General features: G+C 68.8%; 14 protein-coding genes and 3 tRNA genes. 13 read left to right on the forward strand and 4 right to left on the reverse strand.

What is annotated here, in order from left to right; genetic code table 11:
- Positions 1 to 17: 17 nt before the first annotated feature.
- The 8 genes from ABGI63_RS05680 (at position 18) to ABGI63_RS05715 (ending at position 4,939) form a co-directional block, all read left to right on the forward strand.
- The gene (locus ABGI63_RS05680; protein WP_349741467.1) at positions 18 to 602 is read left to right on the forward strand and encodes a DUF4390 domain-containing protein; all 585 of its coding nucleotides are present in this window, start codon (positions 18 to 20) and stop codon (positions 600 to 602) included.
- Entirely contained in the window at positions 599 to 2,863 is a 2,265-nt protein-coding gene (locus ABGI63_RS05685) for a sensor histidine kinase (protein ID WP_349741468.1), read from the forward strand. The genes ABGI63_RS05680 and ABGI63_RS05685 overlap by 4 nt, the downstream gene beginning before the upstream one ends.
- Positions 2,864 to 2,876: 13 nt before the next feature.
- Positions 2,877 to 3,578: a response regulator gene (locus ABGI63_RS05690; protein ID WP_349741469.1), complete on the forward strand. Its 702-nt coding sequence runs from the start codon at positions 2,877 to 2,879 to the stop codon at positions 3,576 to 3,578.
- Positions 3,579 to 3,647: 69 nt separating this feature from the next.
- Positions 3,648 to 3,723, forward strand: a tRNA-Phe gene (locus tag ABGI63_RS05695).
- A 91-nt stretch (positions 3,724 to 3,814) separates the two neighbouring features.
- A tRNA-Gly gene (locus ABGI63_RS05700) sits at positions 3,815 to 3,890 on the forward strand.
- A gap of 5 nt (positions 3,891 to 3,895) precedes the next feature.
- A tRNA-Thr gene (locus ABGI63_RS05705) sits at positions 3,896 to 3,970 on the forward strand.
- Between the two features lie 110 nt (positions 3,971 to 4,080).
- Positions 4,081 to 4,485, forward strand: coding sequence for a hypothetical protein (locus tag ABGI63_RS05710; protein WP_349741470.1), 405 nt, complete (start codon positions 4,081 to 4,083; stop codon positions 4,483 to 4,485).
- A 73-nt stretch (positions 4,486 to 4,558) separates the two neighbouring features.
- A complete protein-coding gene (locus tag ABGI63_RS05715; protein WP_432767374.1) occupies positions 4,559 to 4,939 on the forward strand; it encodes a tetratricopeptide repeat protein in 381 nt (126 codons plus the stop codon).
- Positions 4,940 to 4,954: 15 nt separating this feature from the next.
- Here ABGI63_RS05715 and ABGI63_RS05720 read toward each other — a convergent pair whose 3' ends face one another.
- Both ABGI63_RS05720 and pyrF read right to left on the reverse strand, forming a co-directional pair.
- Complete coding sequence (locus ABGI63_RS05720) at positions 4,955 to 8,239, reverse strand: PAS domain S-box protein (protein WP_349741471.1); 3,285 nt, start codon at positions 8,237 to 8,239, stop codon at positions 4,955 to 4,957.
- Positions 8,240 to 8,380: 141 nt separating this feature from the next.
- The gene (gene pyrF, locus ABGI63_RS05725) at positions 8,381 to 9,208 is read right to left on the reverse strand and encodes an orotidine-5'-phosphate decarboxylase (protein WP_349741472.1); all 828 of its coding nucleotides are present in this window, start codon (positions 9,206 to 9,208) and stop codon (positions 8,381 to 8,383) included.
- Positions 9,209 to 9,269: 61 nt separating this feature from the next.
- Here pyrF and ABGI63_RS05730 point away from each other — a divergent pair, with 61 nt between their 5' ends.
- Positions 9,270 to 9,788, forward strand: a complete 519-nt coding sequence (locus tag ABGI63_RS05730; RefSeq protein ID WP_349741473.1) for a GNAT family N-acetyltransferase — start codon at positions 9,270 to 9,272, stop codon at positions 9,786 to 9,788.
- On the opposite strand, the gene ABGI63_RS05735 is transcribed toward ABGI63_RS05730, so the two are convergent.
- On the reverse strand, positions 9,785 to 12,646 hold the full coding sequence (locus ABGI63_RS05735; RefSeq protein WP_349741474.1) for a DUF3857 domain-containing protein: 2,862 nt from the start codon (positions 12,644 to 12,646) through the stop codon (positions 9,785 to 9,787). The genes ABGI63_RS05730 and ABGI63_RS05735 overlap by 4 nt on opposite strands.
- A 68-nt stretch (positions 12,647 to 12,714) precedes the next feature.
- The gene (gene purB, locus ABGI63_RS05740) at positions 12,715 to 14,094 is read right to left on the reverse strand and encodes an adenylosuccinate lyase (protein ID WP_349741475.1); all 1,380 of its coding nucleotides are present in this window, start codon (positions 14,092 to 14,094) and stop codon (positions 12,715 to 12,717) included.
- Between the two features lie 173 nt (positions 14,095 to 14,267).
- On the opposite strand from purB, the gene ABGI63_RS05745 reads away from it, so the two are divergent.
- The 4 genes from ABGI63_RS05745 to ABGI63_RS05760 are packed head-to-tail and all read left to right on the forward strand — an operon-like array spanning position 14,268 to position 18,816.
- A complete protein-coding gene (locus ABGI63_RS05745) occupies positions 14,268 to 15,275 on the forward strand; it encodes a BMP family protein (RefSeq protein WP_349741476.1) in 1,008 nt (335 codons plus the stop codon).
- Entirely contained in the window at positions 15,272 to 16,828 is a 1,557-nt protein-coding gene (locus ABGI63_RS05750; RefSeq protein ID WP_349741477.1) for an ABC transporter ATP-binding protein, read from the forward strand. Before ABGI63_RS05745 ends, ABGI63_RS05750 begins: the two co-directional genes overlap by 4 nt.
- Positions 16,818 to 17,894 carry an ABC transporter permease gene (locus tag ABGI63_RS05755; protein WP_262968963.1) on the forward strand — a complete coding sequence of 359 codons (1,077 nt, stop codon included), beginning with the start codon at positions 16,818 to 16,820 and terminating at the stop codon, positions 17,892 to 17,894. Before ABGI63_RS05750 ends, ABGI63_RS05755 begins: the two co-directional genes overlap by 11 nt.
- Entirely contained in the window at positions 17,884 to 18,816 is a 933-nt protein-coding gene (locus ABGI63_RS05760; RefSeq protein ID WP_349741478.1) for an ABC transporter permease, read from the forward strand. The genes ABGI63_RS05755 and ABGI63_RS05760 overlap by 11 nt, the downstream gene beginning before the upstream one ends.
- The last annotated feature ends 195 nt before the right edge of the window (positions 18,817 to 19,011 follow it).

The raw sequence follows: 19,011 nt of genomic DNA on the forward strand, positions 1-19,011 counted from the left end.
CGTTCTCCGCCGCCCCGTTGTCCGCCGCCCTGGCGCGAGCGGTGCTGCTGCGTCTGCTGCTGGCCCTGATGCTGCTGGCCGGGCTGGCGCCGGCCAGGGCCGACGGGGTGGAACTGGTGCAGCTGAGCACCGAGCGGGCCGAGGACGGCCTTCTGATGAGTTTCAGCACCCGCTTCGAGCTGCCGCGGCCGGTCGAGGACGCCTTGCTGAAGGGCGTGCCCATCTATTTCACCGCCGAGGCCTCGGTGCTGCGTTCGCGCTGGTACTGGCGCGATGAGCGCATCTCGCGGGTCTCGCGCAGCTGGCGCCTGGCCTGGCAGCCGCTGACCCGCCAGTACCGCGTCAGCAACGGCGGCCTGCACCAGAGCTATGTCACCCTGCCCGAAGCCCTGGCCTCGCTGCGCGGCATTGCCGGCTGGCGGCTGGCCGAGGGCAAGGATCTGGAAGAGGGCAGCCGCTACTACCTGGAGTTCAGCTACCGGCTCGACACCAGCCAGCTGCCGCGGCCGATGCAGATCGGCCTGGGCTCGCCGCAGGGCTGGGCCCTGAGCGTCGAGCGCAGCCTGGCGCTGAATCCCGATCTGACCAGCAACAAGCCATGACCCGCGCCGCGCGTTGGGCCTGGCTGGTCTCGCTGGTGGCCGTGACCGGCGCCAGCGGGGTGCTGGCCTTTTTGCTGTCGATCGGCGGCACCGCGCAGCGCGGCTTTTTCGAGCGCCACTATATCTGGCTGTTCTGGCTCAATGCGGCGGTGGCGGCGGTGCTGGTGCTGGTCATCAGCGTGGCGGCGGTGCGCCTGGTGCTGCGGGTGCGGGCCGCCAAGTTCGGCAGCCGGCTGCTGCTGAAGCTGGCCGGCATCTTTGCGCTGGTGGGCGTGGTGCCGGGGCTGCTGATCTACACCGTGTCCTACCAGTTCGTGAACCGCAGCATCGAGAGCTGGTTCGATGTGCGGCTGGCCAGCGCGCTGGACGCCGGCCTGAACCTCGGGCGCGGCACGCTGGACGGCCTGGTCAACGAGCTGTCGAACAAGACCCGCGATGCCGCCGACCGCCTGACCGACACGCAAAGCCTGCAGCCGCTGGCGCTGGAGCGCATCCGCGAGCAGCTCTCGGCCCGCACCGTGGCCCTGGTGGGCAGCGGCGGGCAGATCCTGATGTCGGTGGGCGGCGACACCAGCGCGCTGGCGCCGGAGCGGCCCGGCGCGGTGCTGCTGAGGCAGGCACGCGCCGCCGGTGTGATGAGCCAGCTCGAAGGCCTGGAGGACGAGGCCCAGGCCCTGCAGGGCAATGCCCGCTTGCGCGCGCTGGCCCTGCTGCCCAGCACCGAGATGAGCCTGGGCAGCGCCGACCGCTATCTGATGGTGGTGCAGCGCCTGCCCAGCCAGGTTCTGTCCAATGCGCTGGCGGTGCAGACCGCCAACAGCGAGTACCAGCAGCGCGCGCTGGAGCGCGACGGCCTGCGCCGCATGTATCTGGGCACCTTGACCCTGGTGCTGATACTGGCGGTGTTCGCGGCCCTGCTGTTGGCCGTGACCCTGGGCAACCAGCTGGCCCGGCCGCTGCTGCTGCTGGCCGACGGCATGCGGCAGGTCGCGCATGGCGATCTGTCGGCCAAACCGGTGCTGTCCTCGCGCGACGAGCTGGGCGGCCTGACCCGCTCCTTTGCCGACATGACCGACCAGCTGGCCGACGCCCGCGCGCTGGTCGAGCGCAGCGTGGCCGACCTGGAGAGCGCGCGCACCAATCTGCAGACGATTCTGGACAATCTGACCGCCGGTGTGATCGTGTTCGACGCCCGGCAGCAGATCGACACCGTCAACCCCGGCGCCACCCGCATCCTGCGCCTGCCGCTGTCGGCCTATCGCGGCCGGCGGCTCGAAGAGGTGCCGCAGCTGGAGGCTTTTGCCCAGTCGGTCTGGCAGCGCTTCGAGCAGCTCAGCGATGCGCCCGAGGCCGGCGAGCGTGGCCATTGGCAGGACGCCTTCGAGCTGCAGCTGCAGTCCGGCCAGGACACGCTGACCCTGCTGGTGCGCGGCGCGCAGCTGCCGCTGGACGGCCGGCTGATGGTGTTCGACGACATCTCCGAGGTGGTCTCGGCCCAGCGTTCGGCGGCCTGGAGCGAGGTGGCGCGGCGCCTGGCCCACGAGATCAAGAACCCGCTGACGCCGATCCAGCTCTCGGCCGAGCGCCTGCAGCACAAGCTCGAAGCCAAGCTGGAAGGGGCCGACCAGGCCATGCTGGTGCGTTCGGTCGCCACCATCGTCAACCAGGTGCAGGCGATGAAGCAGCTGGTCAACGAATTCCGCGACTATGCCCGCCTGCCCTCGGCCAAGCTCAGCGCGCTGGACCTGAATGCGCTGGTGTCCGAGGTGCTGATGCTGTACGCCCCGGCCCAGGAGGCCGGCCGGCTGCAGGCCGAGCTGGCCCTGGAGCCGCCGCTGATCGAGGGCGACGCGACCCAGCTGCGCCAGGTCATCCACAATCTGGTGCAGAACGCGCTGGACGCCGTCAGCGACAAGCCCGACGGCCATGTGCTGGTGCGCACGCAGAAGGCCTTCAACGAGGCCGGCGAGCTGCGCGCGCTGCGCCTGCAGGTGACCGACAACGGCCCCGGCTTTGCCGAGAAGGTGCTCAAGCGCGCTTTCGAGCCTTATGTCACGACCAAGACCAAGGGCACCGGCCTGGGCCTGGCCGTGGTGAAGAAAATCGCCGACGAGCATGGCGCGCGCATCCGCCTGGCCAACCTTCATTTGCAGGGCGACCAGGCTCAGGCGCTGATCGGCGCTCAAGTTTCGTTATCATTTTCAAAACTCGCGACTGCACCCAGCCCGGCCGAACCCGGCGATGCGCACAGGGCCGCGTGAACAGTAGGCATACATGGCAACCATTCTTGTAGTTGACGACGAACTGGGCATACGAGCCCTGCTGTCCGAAATCCTGACCGACGAAGGTCACACGATCGAGCTCGCCGAGAACGCCGCGCAGGCCCGCGCCGTGCGCGAACGGATGCGGCCCGATCTGGTGCTGCTGGACATCTGGATGCCCGATGTCGACGGCATCACCCTGCTCAAGGAGTGGGGCAGTGCCGGTCAGCTGTCGATGCCGGTGATCATGATGAGCGGCCACGGCACGATAGACACGGCGGTCGAAGCCACCAAGGTCGGCGCGATCGCCTTCCTCGAAAAACCCATCACCTTGCAGAAGCTGCTGCGCGCCGTCGAGCAGGCCCTGGTCAAGACCGCGCCGCGCGCCGCGCCGGCGGTCGGCGTGCCCAGCAGCTATGCCCGCAGCGAGCTGCTGAGCCCGAGCGTCCACACGGCACCCACTCTCAGCGCCCCGCCGATGGCCAGCCTGCCGACCAATGGCCTGGCCTCCGAGCAGGTGTTCGAGCTGGACCGCCCGCTGCGCGAGGCCCGCGACGCCTTCGAGAAAAGCTATTTCGAGTTCCATCTCGCCAAGGAAAGCGGTTCGATGACCCGCGTCGCCGAGAAGACCGGCCTGGAGCGCACCCATCTCTACCGCAAGCTCAAGCAGCTCGGTGTGGATCTGACGCGCAACAAGCGCGGTGGCGGTCTGTAATTTCTATGCTATAGTCGCGGTCTTCGCTGATTCGGCAGACCTGTCGATGAAGCGAGAAACAAGACAAATGGCCTGGTAGCTCAGTTGGTAGAGCAGCGGATTGAAAATCCGCGTGTCGGTGGTTCGATTCCGCCCCAGGCCACCAAGACGTCGTGCAAGAGCACAGCAAGAGCCCATCCCCAGTGATGGGCTTTTGTTTGTTCGGCGCCTGTTCCGGGCGCATCGGACATCGCACTGCGGGATTAGCTCAGTTGGTAGAGCGATACCTTGCCAAGGTATAGGTCGAGAGTTCGAGTCTCTTATCCCGCTCCAGATTTGCCCATGTGGCTCAGTGGTAGAGCACTCCCTTGGTAAGGGAGAGGTCACGCGTTCGATCCGCGTCATGGGCACCAGGACCTCGGCGGTCTTGCTGCACGGTTGGCGATGTGGTCCCTTGGTCCGCCCATGGATCGTCGGCCCGACCAAACTCTCGTGGGCTTTCTTTCTGAGCAGGGAACCGACGATGAATACCCAGACAAGCGCCATGCGTGCATCGCAGGCCGAGTTGCTGAGCCGGCTGATCGCCGGTCTGTGCACCCGCACGCTGAAGCAGTTTGCCGAAGAGTCCCGGCTGGACGGTGAAAGCCTCAGGGATGTGGTCGAGCGCTATGAGGTCGACTATGCCTGGCAGGTGTTGAGCTCGGCGCGCCTGCGCGACGACACCGTGGCCCGGGTGGCGGAACGGCTCAAGCAGCCGCCGAGCGAGCCGCTGCAGGCCTGGATTGCCGATCTCCTGGGCGCGGCCGCTGCGGCTCAGCCGTCCGAGCTGCTGATGAGCTTTGACAACGATGTGCCTGAGCAACTGGCCACCCTGCTGTTCACCGGCTTCCATCCCGAGCTCGACCTGGCGGCCGCTGCGCTGAGCTGAGCGGACGGCCAGTCGCCGTCCCGGCCCCTCCCTTCATAATCCGGCCCGAACAATGCCTGGGAGGGCCTGCTTGATGAGTGACCCCGACAAACTCGACCGGCTCGCCGCGTCGCATGGCGCGCCGCCGCCCGATACGCTGCGTGCCCGCCTCGAAGCCTTGCTGGCGCGCGGCCGCGACGATGCGCTGCTGCGCTTCGGTCTTGGCAAGGCCTGTCTCGATGGGGGCGATGCGGCGGCGGCGGCCGAGCACCTGCAGAAGGCGACCGAGCACAAGCCGGACTACACGGCCGCCTGGAAGCTGCTGGGCAAGGCGCTGCTGGCGCAAGGGCGGGCGCAGGAGGCCGGGTCGGCCTGGCAACAGGGTCTGGCGCTGGCGCAGCGCCAGGGTGATCACCAGGCCGGGCGCGAGATGGGCGTCTTTCTCAAGCGCCTGTCAGCGCCGCCGCCCGGCTGAAGCGTCGCGGCCCGCTCAGCTGCGGTGCTGATCGTTGTCCTTGTGGCCGATCAGGCGCACCAGGGTCGCACGCAGCCGTGGCGCGTCGATCGGCTTGGTCAGGAAGTCGTTCATGCCGGCCGCCAGGGCCTCGTCGCGCTCCGAGATCAGGGCTGCGGCGGTCAGCGCGACGATGGGCAGCTCGGTGGCCGGGAAGCGCCGCCGCACCTGGCGCGTCGCCTCGTGGCCGCTCATCACCGGCATCTGCACATCCATCAGCACCGCGTCGAAGGGCTTGCCCATGCTGGCCTGGGCATTGATGGCCTCGACCGCCTGGCTGCCGTCGCTGGCCTGCGAGACCTCCAGCCCCCACTGCTCCAGCAAGGCCACCGCAATCATCATATTGACCGGGTTGTCCTCCACCATCAGCACGCGCAGGCCTTGCAGGTCCTGGTTGTCGCGCGCCTCGCGCAAGGTGGTGCTGATCGGCGTCGGCGCGCCGGGCAGCGGCAGCTCGGCCCAGAAGGTCGAGCCCTGGCCCGGCGTACTGTCCACACCCACCGTGCCGCCCATCAGCTCGGCCAGCTCGCGGCAGATCGACAGGCCCAGCCCCGTTCCGCCGTAGCGCCGCGTGGTCGATTCGTCGGCCTGGGTGAAGGGCTGGAAGAGGCGCTCGTGCAGGGCCGGCTCGATGCCGGGCCCGGTGTCGGTCACCTCGATGCGCAGCCGCTCCTCGTCCTGCCGACGCACCCGCACGGCCACCGCGCCGGCCTGCGTGAATTTCAGGGCATTGCTCAGATAGTTGCTGAGGATCTGGCGCGTGCGCATCGGGTCGCCGACCACCCAGGCCGGCACATCCTCGTCGACATCGATGCGGAACGACAGGCCGCGCGCCTGCGCCAGGGTCAGATAGGCCAGGCGCATCGTGCCCAGCATGTCGCGCAGCGCGAAGGGCAGCGACTCCAGCGTCAGGCGGCCGGCCTCGATCTTGGACAGATCGAGGATGTCGGAGATCAGGCCCGACAGGCTTTCGGCGCTGTCCAGCATCTGGTCCAGATACTGGCGCCGGGTGGCCTCGTCCAGATCGGGCTGCTGCACCATGCGTGCCAGGCCCAGCAGGCCGTTCAGTGGGGTGCGGATCTCATGGCTGGTGTTGGCCAGGAAGGCGCTCTTGGCGCGGTTGGCGGCCTGGGCCTCGTCCTTGGCCTGGGCCAGCGCGGCCTCGACGCGGCGCTTCTCGGTCACGTCCTCCATGATCCAGATCGTGCCGCCGCGGCTCGGGTGGTTGGGGTCCACCGCCTTGGCCAGCAGCCGGCACAGAAAGGTCGAGCCGTCGCGGCGGCGCATCGGCCGTTCGATCTCGACCTGCTCGCCGGCGGCAAGGCGTGAGCCCAGTTCCTCGCCCACCGCCGCATAGGCCTCGACACCGGGCCAGACCACGCTGCCATGCTGGCCCAGCAGGCCGCCGGGCGGCCAGCCGAACATCTCCTCGATCAGCGGATTGACCTGGACGAAATGCTGGTCGCGCGTCAGCGTGATGCCGATCGAGGCGTTCTGCAGGATCGCCGCATGCACGAGCCGGGTGCGCTCGCTCTCGGTTACATCGCGCGCGTTGACGACCAGATAGGCCTGGCCGTCCATATTGAAGGGCGCGGCCGACAGCACCATCGCGATCGGCTCGCCCGACTTGGTGATGAAGTTGACCGGCACCTCGCTGACCTTGCCGTGCTGGCGCACGCCGTCGATCACGCGGGCGCGTTCCTCGACGTCCTGCCAGATGCCGATCTCGTCCGAGGTGCGGCCCAGCACCTCCTCGGCGCTGTAGCCGGAGAGCCGCTCGAAGGTCTTGTTGACCATCGCGTAGCGGCCCGAGTTCATCTCGGTCAGCGTGATCACATCGGGGCTGGTGGCGACCAGATGCGAGAGCAGACCCTCGCTGCGGCGCAAGGCGTCCTGGGCGCGCGAGGCCTCGGTCTGGTCGATGAAGAAGGAGAGGGTGGCCGGGCCGCTGGTGGCATCGACCCGCACGCTGGTGGCCTGCACCAGGCGGCGCCGGCGCGACAGGGTGCGCAGCTTGAACTCGGCCATCGGCAGCATCGCGCCGACCGCCATCGCCTCGATCTTGGCGGCGCGCTGGCGGGCGCGTTCGTCGTCGCCCGGCTCGTAATGCGAGAACAGATCCTGGCCAATCATGCTGGAGCGCTGGGTGTAGCCGAACATCGCCATCGCCGCCGGGTTGGCGTCCAGCACCCGGCCCCAGCGGTGCAGCACCAGCGGGCTGGGCGAGCGGCGGAACAGCTCGCGGTAGCGCGTCTCGGTGGCGGCCACGGCCTGCTCGGCCTGCACCTCGTTGGTCACATCGCGGCCCACGCCCCAGTAGCCGCGGAAGCTGCCCTGGGCGTCGAAGCGCGGCTCGCCGCTGATCGAGACAAAGCGCACCGCGCCGTCCGGCCCGCGCCGGCGCGCGACGACGCCGTGGAAGGCGCGGTGCGATTCGAGGTCGGCGCGGTGCGCGTCCAGATCCTCGTCCGACAGGCCCAGATGCTCGACATCCCAGGGGGCCTTGCCCAGGCGTGCCGCCAGGTCCAGGCCGGAGGAGCCGGGCTTGTCCTCGGCCAGATGGGTGAAGCGGAACTCGCGGTCCATCTCCCAGTACCAGTCGGCCGCCATGCTCAGCAGATGGCGGAAGCGGGCATTGCGCTCGCCGGCAGCCTGGATCGAGCGGCGCAGCATGCGCATGCAGCCCAGGCCGATCACCAGGCCCGATCCCAGCAGTATCAGATGGGTGCCCAGGCGGGCGGGCAGGCTGGCAGGCGCGGTCGTGCCCGGGCCCCAACCCTCCAGCTCCGCGGCTGTCAGGCCGGCCACGGCCAGCAGGCTGATGCCGAAGATGAAGAGGCCGGCACGCACGCCTTGCAGCGCGGTGGCCAGCACCACCATCAGGCTCATGATGCCCAGCGAGATCGAGGCCAGACCCAGCTGGCGCGACAGCGCCAGCGCGACGGCCGAGGCGATCACCAGGCTCATCACCAGCAGCGCGAAGGCTTTGGCCTGGCGTTGCGGCGGCTGCCAGACGGTCAGCGCCGCCAGCGCCGCCGTGCCCCAGGTCAGCAGCGGCGGGATCACTCCGTTGAACGGCTCGCCACCGAGGCGGCCAAACCATTGCAGACTGCCGGCCAGGCCGCAGATCAGCGCGCAGGCGGCCAGGAACAAGCGCATCGAATGGCGCCGCACGCTGCGCTCCAGCGCGGCAGCGGCGTCGCCGGGGCCGACATCATGCCCGACCAGGCTGCTCAAATCGTCCAGGGTTTCCTTGCTCACAACGCCATTCGCTCCGCTCGCGCCGAAGCCGGTCTTCGACGAAGAGCGCAGTCTCCGCCAGAACCCGGCGGCCTGAATACCCGGTCAGCCCCCGAATGCGTGGGCTTATCGCAGCAGTTCGGGGTAAACGCGAACTAATGCTCAGGCGGGGCGGGCCTGGTTCAGCTGCTCGCGGGTCTGCTGCGCGGCGCGGCGGGCCGCTGCGGCAAAGTCGTCGCCGCCGCTGGCGTAGAGCACGGCACGCGAGGAGTTGACGATGATCAGGCCGTCGCTGCGCAGGCCGGCCCGCACGGTCGCGTCGGCATCGCCGCCCTGGGCACCGACGCCGGGAATCAGCAGCGGCAGGGTCGGCGCGAGCTCGCGCACCCGGGCGATCTCCTCCGGATAGGTGGCGCCCACCACCAGGCCCAGCTGGCCGTTCTTGTTCCATGCGGTCTGCGCCAGCGCGGCCAGATGCTCGAACAGGCGCGGCTGGCCCGGCACATCGGCCAGGCGCTGCATCTGCCAGTCATTGCCGCCGGTGTTCGAGGTGCGGCACAGCAGGATGGCGCCCTTGTCGGGGTAGCGCAGATAGGGCTCGATCGAGTCCAGGCCCATGAAGGGCGACAGGGTCACCGCATCGGCCTGGTAGCGCTCGAAAGCCTCTTTCGCGTACTGCTCGGCGGTCGAGCCGATATCGCCGCGCTTGGCGTCCAGGATCACCGGCACATGGGGCGCGACCCGCTTGATGTGCGCCATCAGCCGCTCCAGCTGATCCTCGGCGCGATGGGCGGCGAAGTAGGCGATCTGCGGCTTGAAGGCGATCACCAGGTCCTTGGTGGCGTCGACGATGGCCGAGCAGAAGTCGTAGATGCGGCCGGCATCGCCCTTCCAGGCGCCGGGGAAGCGGGCCGGGTCCGGGTCCAGGCCCACGCAAAGCAGCGAGTGGTTCAGTTGTTCGGCTTTGTGGAGTTGCTGGATGAAATTCATGGGCGGCCTGGCGACGGTTTGAGGTGGCGTATTGTCCCGGTTTTGCATCGGGAGCAGGAAGATGACGGTGTTGGAGACCGGGCGGCTGCGGCTGCGCCATTTCGGGCCGGCGGATGCGGCCTTCATCCTGGAGCTGCTCAACGAGCCCTCCTGGATCGCCCATATCGGCCCGCGCGATGTGCACGATCTGGCCGCCGCCGAGGCCTGGATCGAGGCGAAGCTGGTGGCCAGCTATGCCCGCCTGGGTTTCGGCTTCTGGGCCGTCGAGCGGCGCGAGGATGGCGCGCTGCTGGGCATGTGCGGCCTGATCAAGCGCGACAGCCTGCCCGAGGTGGACCTGGGCTATGCCTTCGTGCCGCGCGCCTGGGGTGCCGGCTATGCCCGCGAGGCCGCCGCGGCCTGCCTGCGCCATGGCGCCGAGGTGCTGGGCATGCAGACCATCCTGGCCATCACCGGGCCCGACAATCAGGCCTCGCAGCGGGTGCTGACAGATATCGGCATGCGCTTCGTCGAGACCCGGGTGCTGGACGGAGAGACGCGGCAGACCCAGGTGTTCGCGTGGCGGGCGCAACAGCCCTAGCGCGCGCCGATCCGCTCCAGCTCGCGCTTGGCCATCGCGTATTCGTTGAACTCGACCACCCCCGTGTCCAGGCTCTTGCGCAGATAGCTGCGCGCCTTGTCCAGGTCTTGGTCTGCCAGCGCCTTCTGTGCGGCGTAGAAGTACAGCTCGCATTCGCGGCCGGGGCGGGACTTGGCGTCTTCGCGCGCAAAGGCCAGTGCCGCTTCCAGATCCAGTTTGCCCTGCATCAGCTGCAGCACCGCGAAAGGCCAGGCGGGCTGACTGTCGGCGGGCGAGGGAACGGTCCTGGCGCCGGCCTCGTCACCCAGGCGCCGCGAGACCAGGTAGAGCCAGATGCTGCCGTAGCTGCGTTCCACCTCGGTGCCGGCCTGGAGGATGTCCTTCAGCTCATCGCGGGCCGGCACCAACTCGCCGGCAAAGTAGTTGGCCCAGGCCCGGGTGTAGCGCGGGCCGACGCTGTTGGGGGCCAGTTGCAGGGCCCGGTCGGCATGGCTGCGGGCCTGGACATCCTGGCGGCGCAGCAGCGCATTGACGGCCAGGGCCTCATGCGTCTCGGCCTGATCGGCATCGAGCTGCAGAGCCTGTTCCAGCGCCAGCCGGGCCGCGTCGGCCATGCCCAGATGGTCGAGCTGGGCGCCGCGCTCCAGCAGCAGCTGGGCCCGCAGCTTGGGCTGCAGGCGGTCGGCGGCCAGCAGGCGGTCGGCCACCAGCAGACGCGAGCGCGCCGCCGCCTGGTCCTGGGTGAGCACCTTGACCGAGCCCTTGCGCACGCTCTCGCCGAGCTCGGCCAAGGCCTTGCGCAGCGCCAGCACATCGCTGGGCGACAGGGCCGGCAGGTTCAGTGTCGTGCCCAGCCGCGGCCATACCTTGGCCAACTGGTCGCGATACGGGGTCCAGGCGCCGGCCGCAATCGTGTCGGCCAGCAGGCGCAGCTCGCCGTCGACCTGCTGAAAGCGCGTGTCCCCCTGGTAGCGCAACTGCAGGGTGAAGTGCTCATTGCGCTCCTCGAAGCGGCTGCTGCTGGGTTGCTGGAACACATCCTCGCCGAACTCGAAGCGCAGCTTGTGAAGATAGCGGCCGGGCAGATCGATCAGCATCGGCCCAGTGCGCGGCGTCTGGTTGGGCAGGCGCAGCGCGGTGATCAGGGGCAGCAGGGCGAACTCTCCCGTGAGCGTGCGTTTGTCCGGGATGCGCCAGTACTGGCCGGTGCGAAAGCGCAGGCTGATCTTCAGCGCATTGCTGCCCTCGACCTCTTCGATCAGGGGCTGACCCTGCATGGCGAAGCTGGGGTAGGCGCGCATGATGTCGCCCACCAGCATCTTGCGCAGCTCGTCCTCGGGCACGGCGGCACGGACGCTGCGCAGCCATTCGGCCATGTCACCGTGGTAGACCGTGACCGACTCGAACTGGCCTTCCTCCGCGAGCCTGGGGAACCTGAAGGTGTCGGTGGTTTCGCTGCGCAGCGCCTCGCGCGCTGGCGGCATCGGGCTCAGCTCGCTGATACCGGCGCGGACGATGAGGCCGCGGCCCAGGCCCACCGATTGCCGCGTGGCCGGTGCGCCGCGCTGCTGCGAGCGGGTGGCGTCGAGCCACAAGCTGGTCTGTGGATCCAGCTTGATGGCCGCAATGGCATGGTCGAAGGCCAGGGGGCTGGGCAGGCGCGTCTTGACGTGATCGCGCGCATGGGTCGAGACCAGCACCGGCGCGGCCTCAATGTCCAGCCGGGCCAGCAGGTTCACCAGCAGCGCGGTCTTGTCCTTGCAATCGCCGAAGCGCTGACGCAGCACCTGGTCGGCCGGGGCCGGCTGATGGGAGTTGACGCCCATCTCGGTGCCGAAATAGCGGATGTCCTGCTGCACGAAATCCAGCGCCAGGCGCAAGCGCTCCTCGGGTGTGGCAGCCTTGGTCCGGATGGCCTCGAGTTCGGGCGCCAGTGCATCCAGACCCTTGGCCGCCTTGGCGAAGAGCTGGTCGGCCCAGCGCGCCACCTCGGCCCAATCGGCGAACTCACTGAACTCGATCTGGTCCGCCAGATACTGGGCCGGCGGCGTCAGTGGATCATGGTGAAACTGGGGCACGGCCCGGCGACGGAACAGCGTCTCGCGCCAACCCTTGCTCTCGGTCTCGTTGATCTCTATGCCCAGGTCGGTGGCGGCGCGGTGGCGAATGCTGCGCTCGGCCGGCGCCAGCAGCCGCACTTGCACCAGGCCCACCGGGCCCTTGCTGGAGCTGGTCCATTCCTGGTCGACATGCTTGCCCGCGAAGACCGGGTTGTCGCCGATCAGGGAGCTGGCCCATTCCACCCGGTCGCCCACGCGCAAGTCGTCCAGCACGATGGAGGCGGTCATGCGGCCGTCGACCATCTGCCGCTCCAGCTGGGTTTCGCGGTGCAGCAGCTTGACCAGTTTGCGATCCAGCTTGTCGATGCGCTTGCCCTCACGCCAGATTTCCAGGCGGTGCAGCTGCAGCTTCTGATAGCTGGGATCGAATTCGATCTCGATCTGCGCGCCGGCCTGCAGCCCGGCGGTGTCGTTGATCTTGCGCACCGCATGCTGGTAGCGCCAGGTGGCGCCGCCCTGACGCTCGACCCGGGTCTGGCGGTCGATCAGCAGCACCTGCAGCGGCGCCATCGGCAAGGCCGGGGCCGGGTCCGCCGCGAGCGGCGTCACCCAGGCCGGAATCTGCGCGATCGTGAAGCCCGCAGCGGCCTTGTCGGCAGGGGCGGCCGCCACCTTGGCCACTGGTCCGGTCCGGGCCGACGCCACGGTACTGCCGGCACCCCAGGCTGCCGGGCCGACCAGGCCCAGCAACAACAGGCAGGCCGCCCACCCGGCAGCCCCATTGATCCGCTTCGTCATCTTGTCACTCCCCCTTGAGTCGGCGGAGTTTAGCGAAGCGGCAACGGCCGGTCGGCCGGTCCGCAGGGTCAGATCTTGCGGGCCAGTTCCCCGGCCTTGCCGGTATAGCTGCCCGGCGTCATCGCCAGCAGCCGGGTCTTCTCGGCCTCGGGCAGTTCCAGCGTGTGGATGAACTCGCGGATCGATTCGCGGGTGATGGCCTTGCCGCGGGTCAGCTCCTTCAGGCGCTCGTAGGGGTTGGGCAGGGCGTAGCGGCGCATCACGGTCTGGATCGGCTCGGCCAGCACTTCCCAGGCGCTGTCCAGGTCCTCGGCCAGCGCGGCCTCGTTGACCTCCAGCTTGTCCAGGCCCTTCAGCAGCGACTCATAGCCCAGCACCGCATAGCCCAGCGCGACGCCCATATTGCGCAGCACGGTGGAGTCGGTCAGGTCGCGCTGCCAGCGGCTGATCGGCAGCTTCTGGCTCAGATGGCTCAGCAGCGCATTGGCCAGGCCGAAATTGCCCTCGGCGTTCTCGAAGTCGATCGGGTTGACCTTGTGCGGCATCGTCGAGCTGCCGATCTCGCCGGCCACCGTGCGCTGCTTGAAATAGCCCAGCGACACATAGCCCCAGACATCGCGCGACCAGTCGATCAGGATGGTGTTGGTGCGCGTCACCGCATCGAACAGCTCGGCCATATAGTCGTGCGGCTCGATCTGGATGGTGTAGGGGTTGAACGTCAGCTCCAGCTGCTGCTCGATGACGCGCTGGCTGAAGGCCTCCCAGTCGAACTCGGGCCAGGCCGACAGGTGGGCGTTGTAGTTGCCGACCGCGCCGTTCATCTTGGCCAGCAGCTTGACGTCGGCGATGCGCGCGCGGGCGTTGCGCAGGCGGGCGACGACGTTGGCGATCTCCTTGCCCACCGTGGTCGGGCTGGCGGTCTGGCCGTGGGTGCGGCTGAGCATCGGCGTGGCGGCCAGCGTGTGGGCCATGGTGCCGAGCTTGGCGATGATGCGGTCGACGGTGGGCAGCAGCACCTCGGCGCGCGCGGCCTTCAGCATCAGGCCGTGGCTGGTGTTGTTGATGTCCTCGCTGGTGCAGGCGAAGTGCACGAACTCGCCGGCGGCCTTCAGCTCGGGCGAATTCTCGAAGCGCGACTTCAGCCAGTACTCGACCGCCTTGACATCATGGTTGGTGGTCTTCTCGATGTCCTTGATGGCCTGGGCATCGGCCTCGGAGAAGCGCGTCACCAGCGAGCGCAACAGCCCGCGCGCGGCCTCGGACAGGGGTTTGAACTCGTCGAAGCCGGCGTCGGACAGCGCGATGAACCACTCCACCTCCACCTGCACGCGCCGGTGCATCAGCCCGAATTCGGACAGCAGCGGGCGCAGAGCGGCCACGCGCGAGGCATAGCGGCCATCCAGGGGCGAGAGGGCGCTGATACTGGAGAAGGCGGAGAGCGTGGTCATGGCGTGTGCGCGGGCTGGCCGCGAGAGCTGAGGGCAAACCCGGAGATTTTATCCGGCCGGCCCGAGCTGGCCGAAATCCTTCTGGCAAACCATGCTTGGCAGGCCGGCACGCCTCTTGCCTAATGCCAGCGAGTCCTTCGCCCCCGTCGACCTCAACATCAAGGAAACACGCCATGAGATCTGCCCCGAGCTCCGCCCTGCGCCGCCTCACTCTCGGTCTGGCCGCCGCCAGCCTCGCCGCCCTGGCCCTGCCGGCCGCGGCGCAGGCCAAGCTCAAGGTCGCCGGCATCTACACCGTGCCGGTCGAGCAGCAATGGGTCAGCCGCATCAACAAGGCGCTGAAGGCGGCCGAGGCGCGCGGCGAGATCGAGTACGCCTTCTCCGAGAACGTCAGCAACGCCGACTACGAGCGCGTGCTGCGCCAGTACGCCGAGAAGGGTTACGGCCTGGTGGTCGGCGAGGCCTTCGCGGTCGAGGCGGCGGCGCGCAAGGTCGCCAAGGACTATCCCAAGACCGCCTTCCTGCTGGGCTCCAGCGGCAAGCCGGCCGCGCCCAACTTTGCGGTGTTCGACAACTACATCCAGGAGCCGGCCTATCTCAGCGGCATGATCGCCGGCGGCGTCAGCAAGAGCGGCAAGATCGGCCTGGTCGGCGGCTTTCCCATCCCCGAGGTCAACCGCCTGATGCATGCCTTCATGGCCGGGGCCAAGGAGATCAACCCCAAGGCCGAATTCACCGTCAGCTTCATCAACAGCTGGTTCGACCCGCCCAAGGCCAAGGAGGCCGCTTTCGCGATGATAGACAAGGGCGCGGACGTGATGTACGCGGAGCGCTTCGGCGTCAGCGACGCGGCCAAGGAGCGCAAGGTGCTGGCGATCGGCAATGTGATCGACACCCAGGCCCAGTATCCCGACACCGTGGTCGCCTCGGCGCTCTGGCATATGGAGCCCAGCATCGACCGCGCGATCAAGGCGGTCAAGGCCAATGCCTTCAAGGCCGAGGACTACGGCCCCTACTCGATGATGAAGCACAAGGGCAGCGAGCTCAGCGCCTTGGGCACCTTCGAGAAAAAGGTGCCGGCCGATGTGGTCGCCAAGGTCAGGGCCAAGGAAAAGGCCATCCTGGACGGCAGCTTCGTCGTCAAGGTCGACGACAGCCAGCCGAAATCGACCAGCAAGTGACGCTCCCGGCGCTGCAGCTGCGCGGCATCAGCAAGCGCTTCGGCGCGCTGCTGGCCAATGACGGCATCTCGCTGACGCTGGAGCAGGGCCAGGTCCTGGCCCTGCTGGGCGAGAACGGGGCCGGCAAGAGCACGCTGGTGTCCATCCTGTTCGGCCATTACGTCGCCGACGCCGGCGAGATCACGGTGTTCGGCCGGCCGCTGCCGCCGGGCCAGCCCAAGATGGCGCTGGCCGCCGGCATTGGCATGGTGCACCAGCACTTCACCTTGGCCGAGCGCCTGACGGTGCTGGACAACGTGATGCTGGGTCTGGAGCCGCTGTGGCTGCCCTTCGCGCGGCGCCAACTGCAGCGCCAGCGCCTGCTCGATACCGCGCAGCGCTTCGGCCTGCAGGTTGATCCCGACGCGCTGATCGCCGATCTCTCGGTCGGCGAGCGCCAGCGCGTCGAGATCCTGAAGGCCCTGGTGCGCGGCGCCCGCATCCTGATCCTGGACGAACCCACGGCGGTGCTGACCCCGCAGGAAAGCCAGTCGCTGTTCGCCTCGCTGAAGGCGCTGGTGGCCGAAGGCATGGCCATCATCTTCATCAGCCACAAGCTCGACGAAGTGCTGGCGGTCTCGGACCGCATCGCGGTGCTGCGCGGCGGCAAGCTGATCGCCGAGCTGGACGCGGCCGGCGCGTCCAAGGCCGATCTGGCCGAGGCCATGGTGGGCCGCGCGGTGCCAGGCCCCAAGCGCGCGGCGACGCAGCCCGGCGACATCGTCTGCCGCCTGCGCGGCGCCACGCTCGCGGCCAAGCCGGGGCTGCGCGGCGTCGATCTGGAACTGCGCGCCGGCGAGGTGCTGGCGGTGGCCGGTGTGGCCGGCAATGGCCAGCACGCGCTGGCCGATCTGCTGCATGGGCTGCTGGGCCTGGATGCCGGCGAGCTGCGGGTGCTGGGGCAAGACCTGGCCCCACGACCCGGGGCCTGGCTGGCCGCCGGCGTGGCCCGCATCCCGGAGGACCGCCATGCGGCGGGCGTGGTCGGCGACCTGCCGCTGTGGGAGAACGCGCTGCTGGAGCAGTACCGCGCCCCGACTTTCTCGAGCTGGGGGCTGTTGAAACGCAAGCGCGCGCGCGCCCATGCGCAGGACATCGTGCAGCGCTTCGATGTGCGCGGCCTCGAAGACCGCGGCCTGGACACGCTGACCCGCAGCCTGTCGGGCGGCAATATGCAGAAACTCATCCTCGGCCGCGCGCTGACCGGCGATCCCGAGGCCGGCAAGGCTGGCAATCGGCCTCGGCTGATCGTCGCCAACCAGCCGACCTGGGGCCTGGATGTCGGCGCGGTCGCCTATGTGCACCAGCAGCTGCTGGACGCCTGCGCGGCCGGCGCGGCGGTGCTCCTGATCTCCGAAGACCTGGACGAGATCTTTGCCATCGCCGACCGCATCGCGGTGATGCACGAGGGACGGCTCGGCGTTGCGAAGCCGCGTGCCGACTGGACCCTGGCCCGCATAGGCCTGGAGATGGCCGGCAGCCCAGCGGGAGAGGCCACTGCCCATGCGGCTTGAGAAACGTTCGCTCCCCTCGCAGGCCTGGCGCCTGGCCGCGCCGCTGCTGGCGCTGGCGATCACGCTGGCCGTCAGCTCGCTGCTGGTGGCCTGGGCCGGCGCGCCGGTCGGCCAGGCCTATGCGCTGCTGCTGGAAGGCGGCTTCGGCTCGCGCTTTGCCTGGAGCGAGACGCTGACCCGCGCGACGCCGCTGATACTCACCGGGCTGGCCGCCGCCGTGGCCTTCAAGGCGCGGCTCTACAACATCGGCGCCGAGGGCCAGCTCTATATGGGTGCGCTGGCGGCGGTGCTGGTCGGTGGCCTGCATGGCGGGTCAGGTCTTGAGTGGCCGAGCTGGCTGCTGTTCCCGCTGATGATGGCGGCCGCCGCGCTGGCCGGCGCCTTGCTGCTGCTGGGCCCGGCGCTGCTGAAGAGCCGGCTGGGCGTCGACGAGGTGGTCACCACGCTGCTCCTGAACTTCATCGTGCTGCTGTTTGTTTCGTGGATGCTGGACGGGGCCATGAAGGACCCGCTGGCGATGGGCTGGCCGCAGAGCGTGGGCCTGCAGGAGTCGCTCTCCTTGAGCAAGCTGGTCGAGCGCAGCCGCGTCCACACCGGCCTGCTGTGGGCCATCGCGGCGGCGCTGCTGCTGTGGGCCCTGTTCAAGTACAGCCGCACCGGCTTCGAGATCCGCGCGGTCGGCGCCAACGCCCAGGCGGCCGCCTTCGCCGGCATGCCGGTGGCCTGGGTCAGCCTGAAGGTGGCCTTGCTGTCGGGCGCGCTGGCGGGCCTGGCCGGCGCGATCGAGGTGGCCGGCCGCACCGGCTATGTCACGCTGGACATGAGCCCCGGCTATGGCTACAGCGGCATCGTGATCGCGATGCTGGCGGGCCTGAATCCGCTGGGTGCGCTGCTGTCGGCCGTGTTTGTCGCCGGCCTGCTGGTCGGCGCCGACAGCATGAGCCGCGCGGTCGGCGTGCCGACCTATATCGCCGATGTGATCGTCGCGACCGCGCTGATCGCGATGCTGGTCAGCAGCCTCTTGGTCAATTACCGCCTCCGTCTGAGGAGCCGCGATGGGCGCTGAGATCCTCGAGCTGCTGCCCGGCAGCGCCTTCTGGATCGCGGTGCTGCGCATCGCGACGCCGCTGATACTCGGCACGCTGGGCGTGCTGCTGTGCGAGCGCGCCGGCGTGCTGAACCTGGGCATCGAGGGCATCATGGTGGCCGGCGCCTTTGCCGGCTGGCTGACGGTCTACCAGGGCGGCGGGCTGTGGCTGGGCGTGGGCGTCGCGGCCGGGGTCGGCGCGCTGCTGGGCCTGCTGCACGGCTGGTTGACCGTGAGCCTGTCGCTGTCGCAGCATGTCTCGGGGCTGGGCATCACGCTGCTGGCGACCAGCCTGGCCAGCTATGCCTACCGCGTCAGTTTTCCCAAGGTCGAGAACCCGCCGACGATCCAGCCCTTCGCCACGATGGAGGCCTGGCTGCCGATCCCGGTGCTGAATGCGCAGACGCCGCTGACCCTGCTGGCCCTGCTGCTGGTGCCGCTGCTGGCCTACGGCCTGAACCGCACGCCGCTGGGCCTGGCGGTGCGCATGGTCGGCGAGAGCCCGGCTGCGGCCGAGGGTCAGGGCCTGTCGGTGGTGCGCCTGCGCATTGGCGCCATCATGGCCGGCTCGGCGCTGATGGGCGTGGCCGGCGCCTTCCTGACCCTGGCCGCCTTCAACGCTTTTTACTTCAACATGGTCAACGGCCGCGGCTGGGTCTGCGTGGCCCTGGTCGTGTTCGCCTCGTGGCGGCCCGGCAAGGCGCTGCTGGGCGCGCTGCTCTTCGCCTTCTTCGATGCGCTGCAGCTGCGCCTGCAGCAAAGCAGCGGCGGCGCCGTGCTGCCCTACCAGCTCTATCTGATGCTGCCCTATCTGCTGTCCATCGTCGCCCTGGTGCTGGTGGCCCGCAAGGCGGCCTATCCGCAGGCGCTGATGAAGCCTTATCGCAAGGGGGAGCGGTGAGGCTGGAACGTGGCTGCAAGCACTTGGTGGGATGAGTGCGTCCGCTGGGCGCACGCATGGCGACTGCGGCCCAGAACATGGCCTCGGATCGCCAGATTCACTGGGCAAATCCTGTCCGCAATCAGCTTGCGGAAGCGGTCTCCGAAATCAACGATTTATTCAGCGTAGCCCTGAGCAAAAGACTACAACCGAGTG

Source organism: Roseateles cavernae (genome assembly GCF_040187885.1).
GTDB lineage: Bacteria > Pseudomonadota > Gammaproteobacteria > Burkholderiales > Burkholderiaceae_C > Roseateles_E > Roseateles_E cavernae.

Coding starts and splice junctions, on each gene's coding strand:
- ABGI63_RS05685 (WP_349741468.1), top strand. CDS start 599: ATGACCCGCGCCGCGCGTTGGGCCTGGCTGGTCTCGCTGGTGGCCGTG.
- ABGI63_RS05690 (WP_349741469.1), top strand. CDS start 2,877: ATGGCAACCATTCTTGTAGTTGACGACGAACTGGGCATACGAGCCCTG.
- ABGI63_RS05710 (WP_349741470.1), top strand. CDS start 4,081: ATGAATACCCAGACAAGCGCCATGCGTGCATCGCAGGCCGAGTTGCTG.
- ABGI63_RS05715 (WP_432767374.1), top strand. CDS start 4,559: ATGAGTGACCCCGACAAACTCGACCGGCTCGCCGCGTCGCATGGCGCG.
- pyrF (WP_349741472.1), bottom strand. CDS start 9,208: ATGAATTTCATCCAGCAACTCCACAAAGCCGAACAACTGAACCACTCG.
- ABGI63_RS05730 (WP_349741473.1), top strand. CDS start 9,270: ATGACGGTGTTGGAGACCGGGCGGCTGCGGCTGCGCCATTTCGGGCCG.
- ABGI63_RS05735 (WP_349741474.1), bottom strand. CDS start 12,646: ATGACGAAGCGGATCAATGGGGCTGCCGGGTGGGCGGCCTGCCTGTTG.
- purB (WP_349741475.1), bottom strand. CDS start 14,094: ATGACCACGCTCTCCGCCTTCTCCAGTATCAGCGCCCTCTCGCCCCTG.
- ABGI63_RS05745 (WP_349741476.1), top strand. CDS start 14,268: ATGAGATCTGCCCCGAGCTCCGCCCTGCGCCGCCTCACTCTCGGTCTG.
- ABGI63_RS05755 (WP_262968963.1), top strand. CDS start 16,818: ATGCGGCTTGAGAAACGTTCGCTCCCCTCGCAGGCCTGGCGCCTGGCC.
- ABGI63_RS05760 (WP_349741478.1), top strand. CDS start 17,884: ATGGGCGCTGAGATCCTCGAGCTGCTGCCCGGCAGCGCCTTCTGGATC.